The sequence below is a fragment of the Francisella adeliensis genome, assembly GCF_003290445.1.
In the GTDB taxonomy this organism is placed as follows: Bacteria; Pseudomonadota; Gammaproteobacteria; order Francisellales; family Francisellaceae; genus Francisella; species Francisella adeliensis.
In genome coordinates, this window is sequence record NZ_CP021781.1 from 2,026,572 (window position 1) to 2,039,573 (window position 13,002).

Below are 13,002 nucleotides of genomic sequence, written 5' to 3' on the forward strand. Positions count from 1 at the left end.
ATATTTAAGCTTTGAATGTATAATCTCTGCATACAAACCTTATAGTAGCATCCTATGAGTAACAAAGTTTTCGATACATATTATAAAAACAACCGACACATATGGGTGCTTGTGTTTTGTGGTGCTCTTTTAGGCGTTATTGTTGGCCTTGTTGGCACATCTTTCCAACTATTGTTAACAGCCATAGGCGATAGTAAAGAGTTCTTATTTTCTCTATGTGGCGATAATATTTATTTACAAATTATTGTTTCTATTACCATAACTATGAGTATGGTATTTATATCTCTATACATTGTAAGAAAATTTGCTAAAGAGGCTGGTGGTAGCGGTATACAGGAAGTCGAAGGTACCTTAAAAGGCTGCCGTAAACTTAGAGCTCGCGTTGCTCCTGTAAAGTTTATTAGTGGCCTTTTTTCTTTAGGGTCAGGTCTAAGCCTTGGTAAAGAAGGTCCATCTATCCATATTGCTGCTGCTGTAGCTCAACTCTTTGTTGATAAATTTAAACTAACTAAAAAGTACGCTAATGCCCTTATCTCAGCAGGTGCTGGCGCTGGTTTAGCTGCAGCATTTAATACCCCGATTTCAGGTATTCTTTTTGTTATAGAAGAAATGAATAGAAAGTTCAGGTTTAGCGTAACAGCTATTAAATGTGTGATTATTGCCTGTATTGCAAGTACTATTGTTTCTAGAGCAATTATAGGCAACCCTCCTGCCATACGCATAGAAACTTTCTCAGCGGTTCCTCAAAACACTCTTTGGTTGTTTATGGTTCTAGGTATACTTTTTGGGTATTTTGGTTTGATTTTTAACAAACTTATAATAAAAGTCGCAAACTTTTTTTCTGAAGGGTCTCGCAAAAGATATTGGGTTTTAGTAGCTATTGTTTGTATAATTTTTGGTATCGGCGTTGTACTATCACCAAACTCTGTAGGTGGTGGTTATATCGTTATAGCAAACTCTCTTGATGATAATGTCCCTATAAAAATGCTAGTTGCTTTGTTTGTGTTGAGATTTATTGGTGTGATATTTTCTTATGGTACTGGTGTAACTGGTGGTATTTTTGCACCAATGATTGCTCTAGGTACTGTTTTTGGACTAGCTTATGGAATGGGTGTAAACGAGCTATTTCCTCAATATAACGTAGAAGCAGGTGTATTTGCAGTTGCCGGTATGAGCGCCCTATTTACAGCTACAGTAGGTGCTCCTTTAACAGGTATAATACTTGTGGTTGAAATGACCTGGAACTACCAATTGCTGCTTCCTTTAATGATAACTTGCTTTAGTGCATCCATGCTGACATATATTCACCATCAAAAACCTATCTATGATACTCTTCTAAGAAGAACTATTTCTAACGAAAGAAAACAACAGGTGAAAGAAAAAAATGAGCGAAATTCAAAAGCATCTACAGAGCCTAAAGAAGACTCTCTCGGCGAAGAAAAAATATAATCATGTAATTTCATTAATGCACTGGGATCTTGAAACAGAAGCTCCTAAAAACTCTGTAAATACCACATCTGAAGTTATTGGTTTTTTTAGTGAAAAAATTTATGAATTGACTAATAACAAAGATTTTATCAAAAGCTTAAACATTTTAAATGCAAACTCTTCCAAGCTTAATGATGTAGATAAAAGAATAGTATATCTGACAAGTAAAGAGCAAAATAAATTATGCAAAATTCCAAAAGATACGTATGTCGAGTACAATCAACTTATTTCAAGGGCTCAAAACATTTGGGCTGAAGCTCGCCAGGAAAATGACTTTGAAAAATTTGCTCCATACTTAGAAAAAATCATAGTATATCAAAAGAATTATGCTCTTTTAATCGGAGATCCAAATCACTCGTATAATGTTGTACTTGATGATTATGAGGAGAATATGACTGTAGAAAAACTTGAACCTTTTTTTAAAGAATTGAAAGCCAAGATTGTGCCATTATTAGAAAAAATCAAAAAATCTCAGCAGGTCGATATATCATGCCTAACTAAAAATTACGATATAGAAGATCAAAAGAGCTATTCTAAAAAAATAGCTAAACAATTAGGTTTTAACTTTGATAGTGGTTTACTTAAAGAAAGCGCTCACCCTTTTACACTAAACTTTAACAAATATGATGTGCGTATGACTACCCGTTATATTGAAGATTTATTTAGCTCATCACTATTTAGTACAATTCACGAAACAGGTCATGCACTTTATGAACAAAATATCGGAGATGATATCTATAATACGATATTAGGGACTGGTGTGAGTCTTGGTATACATGAATCACAATCCCGCTTCTATGAAAACCTAATAGGCAAAAACAAAGCTTTTTGGCTAAAAAATTATAATGAGTTACAAACTATATTCCCAGAAAATTTAGCAAACACAACTGTTGAAGAGTTTTATAAAGCTGCAAATTTTGTAGCTCCTAGCTTAATACGCGTAGAAGCTGATGAGCTAACTTACTCTTTGCATATACTTGTACGTTATGAAATTGAAAAAGAAATTTTTGAAAAAGATATTCCTGTAGCTGAACTACCAAAACTATGGAATGAAAAGTACGAAAAGTACCTAGGTATAACGCCTGATAATAATACTAACGGCATACTTCAAGATGTGCATTGGGCTGCTGGGCTTTTTGGCTATTTCCCAACTTATGCTTTAGGTAGTGCTTATGCTTCACAATTTTTCCATTACATGAGTAAAAAATTTGATGTAAACAAATCTATAGAAGATGATAATTTACAACCAATTCTTACTTATCTTACAAAGCACATTCATCAGTATGGCTGCCTAAAAAAAGCTGATGAACTTGTCAAAAATATGTGTGGTGAACAATTAAATTCAGACTATTATATAAACTATCTTGAAAATAAGTTTTCTGAAATATACCGTTTATAAAACAGTATCAAAACTTGAATAAAAAGATAAAAATACATAACATATAATCAAAACATAGATGACTTCTAACAAGGACAAATAACATGAAAAAACTACTTTTATGTACAATACTAGCAACAACCTCTATCTGCTTTGCTGCTGAAACTCAACAAGATATATCGATAGATATGCCAACAAGCGCATCAAGTGTCAACACACAACAAATTACTACCAAAAAAGCTCCAAAAACAATGGACTCTATGCCAATAAATAAAAACTTTGATAAAAATGATGTACAACCAATTGATCAGCCAAAACAACCTGAACAATTGGTTGGATCAAATTCAGCAACTTGGACACCAAAATATTTAGAGATCAAAGGTTTCAAAAACTGCTTAAGTGTGCAAGAGTATCGTGGTTGGGAAGGTTACTGTATGCCAGAGAAAAAAACTGATAAATGTCCCAAAGATTCTTGGAAATCTTTACAAAAAATGAATTTAGTACCTTGTGCTAAAGGTTAATAACCTTAAAACTTATGGTTTTGTTTTATTTTAAATCTATATACCATCAGTATTATAATTCCTACAAATATTGGCAATAATACTGATGGAAAGAGCATTAGCGTGTAGTTATTTCCAGAAATTTCAACCCATAGTACGCCAACAGCATTGCCTAAAATAAATACTGCCATACATGTAAAATAAAAAGGTATTTTCCAGATATTACTTTTATCTCCTTTTAAAACTTTACCTATCTCGATACCAAAGTCCGTAGTAGTCCCTGTCATATGAGTTGTACGTGCAAAGCCTCCAAAAAAAAGTGTAGTAAAACTATTTTGCATTCCCATTGCCATCGCTAAGAATAGATCATCAATAACTCTAGTGTTGCTAAAAACATCTATTAAAATCGTTCCTGTAAGCATAATAGCACTTTGTAGCACAAGTGATTTTGTATGGTTTTCTGAGACTACATAAGCAGGTGTTTTTATTATCGCACCATTGATAGCTGAACCTATAATAAAACCACAAACCAATACTGCTACTTTATATGCAAAAAGTAAATCCGCATCAGCTATACTATGCCCTAAAATTCTTAAGTTACCTGACATTACTGCAACACTGGCACCAAATGAATTATATAAAACAACACTATCAACCCAACCTGAGTTAAATATCAATATAACAGTTATAAAATATGTAAAAGCTAATCTTTTTGTGAACATTTTCTAAATTTCAATATTTATTTTAAGAACCATTATATAGTTTTTCTTTTTAATTATCCTATCTTTTCATACAGTGTAGGGCTACAATAAATAACAAGCTATAAGTAAGAAAGATATGTCAATGGGCTCTATAGAAAACTTAAAAAAACGCAAATGTGTAAGAGAGTTTACACCTAAAAAAATCTCTCAAGATACTTTAACTAAACTACTTGATGCTGCTAAATGGACACCTTCTAGTAAAAATACACAACCATGGAAAATAGCTGTAGTTAGTGGTCAACGAAAAGTTGAACTTATGGAAAAAATTCTTCAAGCTTGTGATAACAGAGAACCTCCTCGTATGGAATACGACTACGATGGCCCAACTCTGGAAGGTGAACGAAGAATAAGAGCCGTAAAATGTGGTGAAGCTCTATATGGTGCTCTTAACATAAAAAGAGAAGACAAAATAAAACGCATAGAACAATGGAAAAAAAATTATCTTTCTTTTAACTCTCCAACAGCTATATTTATATTTGCATACCCAGATACAGGAATGAGTAGTTATATGGACTGTGGCATGCTTATCCAATCAATAATGCTTGCTGCTTGTGAGCTTGGCTTAGCTACTTGTCCTCAAGCTTCTCTTGGTCATTATCCAGATATAGTAAAAAAAGAACTTGGTGGCTATGATGACTACACCTTACTATGTGGTATTGCTATTGGTTATGAAAATAAAGATGCCCCTGTAAATAATTATAGAACTACTAGGGAAAATTTAGATAATATTGTTACATTTTTTTAAGGATAAGTTATGTCTCAATCACAAATTAGTAAAGATATTATAGAAGGCACAAGGTACTTTGTTAGACTTGTCGAACAAGGATCATATTCTGCTGTTAAAAACTATTACTTAGTTGAGCTTAACACTATAAAAGCAAAGATTGAGATACTGGAAAAGTACCTTAATATAAAACTTATACAAAATATCCAAAATAAGATTTCTGCAACAACAAATGGCATGAAATATTATTATTCTTGTAGCCAGCTTCTTAAAGAGTTTGAAAATACAATAAGTAGCATAAAACATAATGGCTTCAAGGAAAAACCTTCTTTAAAAATTTTAGGTTCACCAATATTTATTCAAAATATGATAGATGAAGTAATACCTTCTTTAGAAGAGCTAGGAGTACAAAACTGTAACTACATTTTAAATGATTATTTACTTGATAGTCTATCTGGCTTTGAATATCAACTTGATAAGTATGACGTGATTCAACTATATACCAAACACCTTGACTATATTGCTTCTGATGATTGGATAGTATGTTCTACTCTTGATTCTGCTAATATAAAAGCAAAAATTTATGCATCTAATGACTTTATTAAGAGAAATGATTTAAATGAGGGCATAAATAATTTACAAAATATGCCGTTAATATTCAATAACTATGATTTCACATATAGAATATTAAATTATATTCATAATGATAAAAAATATGACTTTGCTTTTGATAATGTAAAATATGTGGTTGATAATCAACTACATAAAACAAAGCTAATACAAAAAGGACTTGGTATAGGTTTTATGCCGACCATCCATGCTGAATCACAATCTTTACAAGAGAAAAACATATCTGCTATAGACAATGTTGATGCTTTCTTTTACATAGAACCTCAACTAATTCTTATAAACAAAAACTCAAAATTTTTAAAAGAACTAGTTAATACAATAAGGCCTGTAGTTAAAAGCTGGATTGATAAAGCATCCCTTATTGATGATAAAACATACAAACAGGCCTAAAAAGAGCTCTTACTTGTAGCACATCAACCCCAACGAAACCCTATACCTTACTCCACGCATCTTTACTATATTTGCCATCTGGTGAATATGCTTCTAGCGGACAAAGACTAGATTCAGGTCCAACCTTACATCTATAAACCACATTTCCTATAGCTACAGTTGTTCCACCCACGTAGTTTTCATGTCCATTAGGATAAATATATTCTGCTCCTTGAGGTTTATATTGATTTTGACTCGTGTTAGTTTCTTCGAGATGAGAGACATCTGACGTTATATCACTCCAAGCCTGGTAGCCTTTATCTCCTGTAGGTGAGTATATAATATTATTACACAAAGTTTCTTTACCATCTATGCATTCAAAAGTTCTATTATCACCAGCTTTTACTACCCTATTTGGTTTATAGTCACCTATTCCCTCTGGATATGTTGGTGTCTCATCATCTAATATGATTTTTTTATACTCTACTTTTTTAGCCGTATTATTTTTATCAAGCTCTTGCCATGCAAGGTATCCATGTAAACCATTTGGAATGTATGAATTATTGTTACATAAATCTATTAAATCTGCAGATAAACACTTGTATTTTTTACCTTGAAACTCGATTATTGTATTTGCAGTATAACTCCCTAGTTTATATGGATAGTTAATAATTCCCGTATCTATAGTTCTTTCATAACTATTTTCTGTTACAACTTTTTTGGGTTTAGGCATGCTCGTAACTTGCCCTTTAACTTCTGGCAAGCTTATACTAGCTATAATGTTAGTCATAGACCAAGGTTGATGAGAATAATTTTCTGATAGATCTCCCTCTTTTATATTAGTTGCATCAAAGTCTATATTCCATAATGCAAACCCTCCAAAAGAAGCATCGTATTTTGCTACCTCTTTAACAATATTATCAATACCTTCAGGATTAAGCCCATAAACTTTACCCTTTGCTGTAGCTCCTTCAGTTGCAGGTATTAAAAGAACAAGCTTTTTAGGTGGTATTATTAATGCATTTTGCTTATATTTAGTCAGATTTGCATCATATCCATCTTGAGTTGTTATAACCCAAACTAATGATGTTAAAAATTTACTATATTGATCTAATGGAGTTATTTTTTGATACTCTTCATTTTGATCTTTATCTGGACCATAAATTCCTTCTCTAACATTTTCTGAGTAAGTTTTTAAGAAAATATAATCTATATTATTCATACCTATATGATTCATAAGCTCAATATACTTATGATTTTCAAATGTACTCTCTTTTGAATCTTTATTTATAGATGCTGTAACATACTGCCAATTAGGAGAAAATGTTAGCCAAAACTTATCTGTATCTTTCCTGTTTTTAGAAATATTTGCTACTACTTTCTTTATTTTTTTTGTAGCTATATTAACCAACTCATCTGTTTTAGGAATATCTGAATATCCTAAATCAAAATTTATACCATCAAATCCATAATCTTGTATTACTTTTTCTATGCTATCTAAATCTATAGTTTTCCAATTTATATGTGAAAATTTACCTCCTACAGATATTACTACATGCTTTCCTTTAGAGCCCATATACTTGGTAAACTCTTTAACTTCTTCTGGTGTATACTCTTTTTTAGAGTTTCCATTTTCTCCATCAAAAGTTAATCTAAACCCTGAACTATTAGTATATGTCAAATAAGCAGCTATTATCGTGTTGTATTTGCATACTTCAGGATATTTATCACAGTATTCTTGGCCTTTTGGCATTTTAAGATCTACTAATGTACTATTTATTTGTTGTCCTGAAACATTATATGAACTATTTCTTCCCCACAATGATAAATAACCAGCAATAACTGGACCCATTAAATTTTGAGACTTAGGTACACAAATATTGTCATAAATACAATCTCTCAAGGATTTAGCAAATGCTCCCGCTCTATGCTTTTTATCGCCATATAAATCAGATGCATAAGCTGTATTTAAAGTCCATCCTACTACACCAACAAACCTTGGTTTATGTTTAAGTAACTCTAACTGAGGTAGCATCAAAGACATCGCCGCCTCTGTTGATAAAGATTTAGATCCATCTCCACCTGGATGATATATAGTGTTTATACCACCAGCTGTCGCATTTGTAGGCTCTCCTATCAATATTTTTGTTTCTAGTGGAATCTTTGAGTTTTTTATTATTTTATTATAACTTTCAGCAATATAGTTTGGATCATATTGAGGATAAATATTATATTCTTGTAAAAATAAATAATCAATATTTCCTGATTGAATAGCCATATCATAATCATTACTTCTACCAGTAGTTACAAGCTTATAGTCATTAATTTCTGGTTCTGCTGCTATTATTAGATTAGGATCAATTTCTTTAATTTTACCTGTCAAATCATTAATAAAAGATGCTGAGGTATATTTTCTTATACTAAATTCAATACCATCAAGATTATATTTTTTAAGAAATTTTACTATATTTGCAGCTAAAGCCTTTGTTTGCTTAGCTGTCATTGATTTGCCTAGTATTTTTGGATCTAAACCTTTAACTTCAGTACCTGGATGGAAAGTATTTGGGTTTCCACCAACACTTAGAAGTACTTTTAAACCTAAACTTTTTGCTTGACGTATCTTTCCAATAGCCGTTTGCATACTTAGATTAGAGTTATTACCTGATAAATTAAAACCTATATCTGTCCCATATACCTCTCCAAAACCAGCTATAATTAAATTGTAACCATCTTTTTTTACTTTTTCGATATTTACTCTTGTAGCTGACCCTGGGGTTCTTATATCTAAAAAACCACCTAAAATACGATCTGGCATCAAATTGGTTTTTTCGGTTTTAATTTCATCAACTTTTTTAACTTCTTCTGCTATTAAGCTTGTTGATGTTAAAATAAATAAAACTAATAAAAGTTTATTAAAATATTTCATATGTTTTCTTTATATCTTAATAAGAGTTAGGTACTAGAAATTTTAGCTTACATATCTTTTTTTTGATATATAACTTACTATTTTTTTCAATTTTTTATTTTACTTAAGTATTGAGTTTTATTACTTGCTACTGTTATTTGGAACTATACCTATTTACATATACTTTTTTATTTTTAATAAAAAGTACTCTATTTAATAGAAATAAAATATTACAACCTTCTTACATTAAAAATTAATTAAACATCTGTAAAATATATAGCTTATTCTAACTCTCGAATTCTTTTTTACAAAAAACCCCACAAAGCTTTAATTGCTTAACTTTTTTAACTGTAAGCCTTATCTTTATAATTAAATTTCTTATTATTTTTAGTAATAAATCATAATTTTTAAGATTAAAAAAATAATTTTATATAAATACTTAAAATATATATTTAATTTTATTAAATATAATGTTACTATAATTACATACCATAAATATTAAATAGATTTTAAAAAGGACTTAACAATGAAAAAACTTACTATTATAACAATGCTTTTAACAACTATTCTTACAACAACTGCTTTTGGTTATAATGTTAATCAAGTAAGCACATATAATTCAAATATATCTACAGCTGCTCCTATAATGGATTTTAGTTAAACTCCCTATTTATATTCAACTCTTATTTCAATACAACCTTGTTTAAGGTTATATCTATCAAAGATATAATATATGTTTTTTGATCTTAAATAGTTTAAAAGAGCAGCAGATATAATGCTTACTAAATGGATGGTAAATCATGCTTTTTTATAACTCAAATACTTTTCATTGCATTAATTATAGCTTTTTTAGTTATTTGTTCTAATGTAAGTATTTCATCTATAGTTGAATTAAGAGGTGGGAGCCAATAAACAGTATTTCCAAGAGGTCTTAACAATCCCCCTAGCTTCAATGCTTCTTGATATACTTTAAACCCAAACCTATCTATATCAGTATCTAAGTCAGCGGCTATTATACCACCCATATTTCTAATATTTTTTATAAAGCCAGTCTCTTTTTTAATACGCCCAAAACTTTGTGAAAATTGTTGTTCTAATTTACTAATATTATCTAATATTTTTTCATCCCTATATATGTCTAATACAGCATTAGCAACAACAGCCCCTAAAACATTACCACTATGAGTATGAGAATGAAGAAATGCTTTTGATATACTGTCATTATAAAATTGATCATAATACTTATTCTTAGTTAAAGTCACACTAAAAGGAATTACTCCAGAAGTTAATCCTTTGGAAATACATAGAAAATCTAATTCAAAACTATCTAAATACTCATAAGCAAAAAGTTTACCTAACCTACCAAAACCTGTCATTATTTCATCAAAAATGACATATATATCATTTTGATTACACCATTGACATAATTTACCTAAGTAATCTTTGCTATACATCATCATTCCTCCAGCACCCTGACATATAGGCTCAACAATAAGGGCATTTATATTTTCTTTATTCTCTTCTAAAATACGCTTAGATTTTAGCCAATATGCATCCGCATTATTCCATAAAGGGTCATTTTTACCCGTAATGTATGGAATATCTTCTAAGATAATACTTTCAAATAAAAACTGAGAGTATGGTTTTGAATACAAACCACAATCGCTTACACTCATCGTTGCTAATGTTTCCCCATGGTATGAATTTTTTAAGCAAACAAATTTTGTCTTATTTTTTTGACCTTGGAAACTTCTAAGGTGTATAGTCATTTTCAATGCTATTTCAACAGCACATGATCCATCACTTGCATATAAAGTCTTATCCATATTAGTAAATTTGCAAATTCTTTGACTAAAGCTATCAATCTCACTGTTTTTTGTATTAGCAAAAATTGTATGCTCATATTTATCTAACTGGTTTTTGAGCTTGCTAACTATATACGGATGTCTATGCCCTAACGACTTACACCACCAGCTTGAAATTGCATCAAATATTTTTTTATTGTCATTCGTATAAATATATCCACCTTCTGTTTTTGAAATATCTATTGGAAGGCATTGTTCAAAATCTTTCATTTGAGTGCATGGATGCCAAATATTAGTGCTATACATTAATGTAAACCTTTTATGTAAATTATGGTTGACATACATTGTAACCAAAAGATATGATTATATGCAACATAATAAACCACATTTCAAAAAATGAATATCCAGCAGTTAAAAACCATATACAATAAGCCTCTATTAGATTTAATACATCAAGCCCAAACAATTCATAAACAAAATTTTGATAATGATATTGAATTATGCTCATTAAAAAGCATCAAAACAGGTGCTTGTCCTGAAGACTGTAAATACTGTCCTCAAAGTGGACATTACAATTCAAGTATAGAAAAGCATAGATTGCTCGATAAAGAAGAAATCCTTGAGGAAGCTAGAAAAGTTAAAGCAAGTGGCTCTAGAAGGTTCTGTATGGGGGCTGCATGGAAAAATATCCCTAAAAAAGATTTACCTAAAATATCTGAGATAATAACTAGTGTTAAAAATCTAGGGCTTGAAACATGTGTTACTCTTGGGTCACTTAACCAAGAAGATGCTATAGAATTAAAAAACGCTGGTTTAGATTATTATAATCATAACCTAGATACCTCTAGAGAATTCTATCCTAAGATAATCTCAACTCGTAAATTCGATGAGAGAATAGAAACAATAAGAAATGTAGCTAATGCCAATATAAATGTCTGTTGTGGAGGTATTTTAGGAATGGGGGAATCTATTGATGATAGGTTAAATTTATTAATGGAATTATTAAACCTACCGTCCATTCCTCAAAGCATACCAATAAATACACTAATACCTGTTAAAGGTACGCCTCTAGGAGATAGGTATACTAAAGCACAAATTGATAATATTGATTTAGTAAGATTTATAGCTTTAACAAGAATCTTATTTCCCAAAGCTCGACTTCGTCTATCTGCAGGAAGAGAAGATATGTCTATTGAAACTCAGACGCTTTGTTTTACTGCTGGTATTAACTCTATTTTTTATGGTAATAAATTATTAACTGAAAATAATGCATCTATAAATTCTGATGATTATTTGATTCAAAGGCTTGGCTTATCGATAAGTCCTATGGCATAAATAAAATGGATTTTTTAGAAGAAAAATATAAGCACTATTTAGAAAAAAATTTAATTAGAAATCAAAATATCTCTAATAACTGTAAATCAAACATCGATTTTACTAGTAGTGATTATTTAAATATAGCTTCATCTAAAAACCTAAAAAAAAGCATTTTAAGTGGTTTTGAGAAATATGGTTTTGGTAGCAAAGGTTCTGCAGCTGTATGTGGATATAACGATAGTACAAAACACTTTGAAGAAAAATTTGCTAACTTTGTTGGTTACCCTAAAGCTATCTTTTTTAATTCAGGTTATATGGCCAATTTAGCAATTTATGCTACATTATTTAATGAAAAAAATACCCTTTTTACAGACAAATTTATACATGCTTCTACTATTGATGGTATAAACCTATCAAAAGTAAAACTCAAAAGATACAGACATCAAAACTATAATCATTTACTTAAAATATACGATCAAAATAGTTACATTGCTACAGAAGGTATTTTTAGCACTACTGGAACTATAACTAACCTAAAAAAGATTTTTGAAATCTCTGATAATAAAATAATAGTTGATGAGGCTCACAGTTTAGGCGTGTTAGGTAATAATGGGCGAGGATTAATAAATCACTATAATTTGAATTCGAATAACTGTCCTATTGCTATTTATCCATTAGGTAAAGCTTTTGGAGGAGTTGGCGCTGTAGTCTGCACTACATTAGAAATAGCTAATTATTTACAGCAATTTGCTAGAAGTTATATTTATACTACAGCTATCCCTCCATTGATTTTAGAGGCCTCTATAACTCAGTTAGATAATTTAGCAGAAGCTAATCAGCAAAGAGAAAATCTACGGAATAATATCCTGTATTTTAATAAACTATCCAACGAAAGAAACTTGCTACTAGCTTCAATAGATATTTCCCCTATTAGAAGCATAATTATCAAAGAAAATGATTTAGCTCTACAAATAAAACAAGAACTTGAAAATAATAGTTTAAAAGTATCTTGTTTTAGATATCCTACCGTGCCTCAAAATCTAACAATGTTACGTTTATCAATTCATGCTAAGAATACTTTTAGTGAAATCGAAAAAGCTATAAATATCATAACTAAATTTTAAG

11 protein-coding genes are annotated in these 13,002 nt (G+C 30.4%); 8 read left to right on the plus strand and 3 right to left on the minus strand.

Annotated elements, in window-relative coordinates:
* Positions 1 to 54 precede the first annotated feature (54 nt).
* From clcA to CDH04_RS09675, 3 genes are all read left to right on the plus strand, one after another.
* Complete coding sequence (clcA, locus tag CDH04_RS09665; RefSeq protein WP_112870818.1) at positions 55 to 1,449, plus strand: H(+)/Cl(-) exchange transporter ClcA; 1,395 nt, start codon at positions 55 to 57, stop codon at positions 1,447 to 1,449.
* Positions 1,385 to 2,887 carry a carboxypeptidase M32 gene (locus CDH04_RS09670; protein WP_112870819.1) on the plus strand — a complete coding sequence of 501 codons (1,503 nt, stop codon included), beginning with the start codon at positions 1,385 to 1,387 and terminating at the stop codon, positions 2,885 to 2,887. Before clcA ends, CDH04_RS09670 begins: the two co-directional genes overlap by 65 nt.
* Positions 2,888 to 2,970: 83 nt before the next feature.
* Positions 2,971 to 3,387, plus strand: coding sequence for a hypothetical protein (locus CDH04_RS09675; RefSeq protein WP_112870820.1), 417 nt, complete (start codon positions 2,971 to 2,973; stop codon positions 3,385 to 3,387).
* A gap of 5 nt (positions 3,388 to 3,392) precedes the next feature.
* On the opposite strand, the gene CDH04_RS09680 is transcribed toward CDH04_RS09675, so the two are convergent.
* Positions 3,393 to 4,088, minus strand: coding sequence for a YoaK family protein (locus CDH04_RS09680; RefSeq protein ID WP_112870821.1), 696 nt, complete (start codon positions 4,086 to 4,088; stop codon positions 3,393 to 3,395).
* A 121-nt stretch (positions 4,089 to 4,209) separates the two neighbouring features.
* Between CDH04_RS09680 and CDH04_RS09685 the strand changes: the two genes are divergently transcribed.
* Together CDH04_RS09685 and CDH04_RS09690 are read left to right on the plus strand one after the other, a co-directional pair.
* Positions 4,210 to 4,872: a nitroreductase gene (locus tag CDH04_RS09685; RefSeq protein ID WP_112870822.1), complete on the plus strand. Its 663-nt coding sequence runs from the start codon at positions 4,210 to 4,212 to the stop codon at positions 4,870 to 4,872.
* Positions 4,873 to 4,881: 9 nt separating this feature from the next.
* Positions 4,882 to 5,871: a LysR family transcriptional regulator gene (locus tag CDH04_RS09690; protein WP_112870823.1), complete on the plus strand. Its 990-nt coding sequence runs from the start codon at positions 4,882 to 4,884 to the stop codon at positions 5,869 to 5,871.
* Between the two features lie 40 nt (positions 5,872 to 5,911).
* On the opposite strand, the gene CDH04_RS09695 is transcribed toward CDH04_RS09690, so the two are convergent.
* Complete coding sequence (locus CDH04_RS09695; protein ID WP_112870824.1) at positions 5,912 to 8,776, minus strand: glycosyl hydrolase family 18 protein; 2,865 nt, start codon at positions 8,774 to 8,776, stop codon at positions 5,912 to 5,914.
* A 505-nt stretch (positions 8,777 to 9,281) separates the two neighbouring features.
* Here CDH04_RS09695 and CDH04_RS10090 point away from each other — a divergent pair.
* Positions 9,282 to 9,416, plus strand: coding sequence for a hypothetical protein (locus tag CDH04_RS10090; RefSeq protein WP_256868855.1), 135 nt, complete (start codon positions 9,282 to 9,284; stop codon positions 9,414 to 9,416).
* 154 nt (positions 9,417 to 9,570) lie between these two features.
* On the opposite strand, the gene bioA is transcribed toward CDH04_RS10090, so the two are convergent.
* Positions 9,571 to 10,866 (minus strand): adenosylmethionine--8-amino-7-oxononanoate transaminase, encoded by a 1,296-nt coding sequence (bioA, locus tag CDH04_RS09700; protein ID WP_112870825.1) that lies wholly within the window; start codon positions 10,864 to 10,866, stop codon positions 9,571 to 9,573.
* Positions 10,867 to 10,956: 90 nt separating this feature from the next.
* Between bioA and bioB the strand changes: the two genes are divergently transcribed.
* Together bioB and CDH04_RS09710 are read left to right on the plus strand one after the other, a co-directional pair.
* Entirely contained in the window at positions 10,957 to 11,895 is a 939-nt protein-coding gene (gene bioB / locus CDH04_RS09705; RefSeq protein WP_112870826.1) for a biotin synthase BioB, read from the plus strand.
* A 5-nt stretch (positions 11,896 to 11,900) separates the two neighbouring features.
* Positions 11,901 to 13,001 (plus strand): aminotransferase class I/II-fold pyridoxal phosphate-dependent enzyme, encoded by a 1,101-nt coding sequence (locus CDH04_RS09710; RefSeq protein WP_112870827.1) that lies wholly within the window; start codon positions 11,901 to 11,903, stop codon positions 12,999 to 13,001.
* The last annotated feature ends 1 nt before the right edge of the window (position 13,002 follow it).

What these genes read in the sequence shown, in the direction of transcription:
- bioA (WP_112870825.1), bottom strand. Translation starts at nt 10,866, where the DNA reads ATGTATAGCACTAATATTTGGCATCCATGCACTCAAATGAAAGATTTT.
- CDH04_RS09695 (WP_112870824.1), bottom strand. Translation starts at nt 8,776, where the DNA reads ATGAAATATTTTAATAAACTTTTATTAGTTTTATTTATTTTAACATCA.
- CDH04_RS09690 (WP_112870823.1), top strand. Translation starts at nt 4,882, where the DNA reads ATGTCTCAATCACAAATTAGTAAAGATATTATAGAAGGCACAAGGTAC.
- bioB (WP_112870826.1), top strand. Translation starts at nt 10,957, where the DNA reads ATGAATATCCAGCAGTTAAAAACCATATACAATAAGCCTCTATTAGAT.
- CDH04_RS09685 (WP_112870822.1), top strand. Translation starts at nt 4,210, where the DNA reads ATGGGCTCTATAGAAAACTTAAAAAAACGCAAATGTGTAAGAGAGTTT.
- CDH04_RS10090 (WP_256868855.1), top strand. Translation starts at nt 9,282, where the DNA reads ATGAAAAAACTTACTATTATAACAATGCTTTTAACAACTATTCTTACA.
- CDH04_RS09675 (WP_112870820.1), top strand. Translation starts at nt 2,971, where the DNA reads ATGAAAAAACTACTTTTATGTACAATACTAGCAACAACCTCTATCTGC.
- clcA (WP_112870818.1), top strand. Translation starts at nt 55, where the DNA reads ATGAGTAACAAAGTTTTCGATACATATTATAAAAACAACCGACACATA.
- CDH04_RS09680 (WP_112870821.1), bottom strand. Translation starts at nt 4,088, where the DNA reads ATGTTCACAAAAAGATTAGCTTTTACATATTTTATAACTGTTATATTG.
- CDH04_RS09710 (WP_112870827.1), top strand. Translation starts at nt 11,901, where the DNA reads ATGGATTTTTTAGAAGAAAAATATAAGCACTATTTAGAAAAAAATTTA.
- CDH04_RS09670 (WP_112870819.1), top strand. Translation starts at nt 1,385, where the DNA reads ATGAGCGAAATTCAAAAGCATCTACAGAGCCTAAAGAAGACTCTCTCG.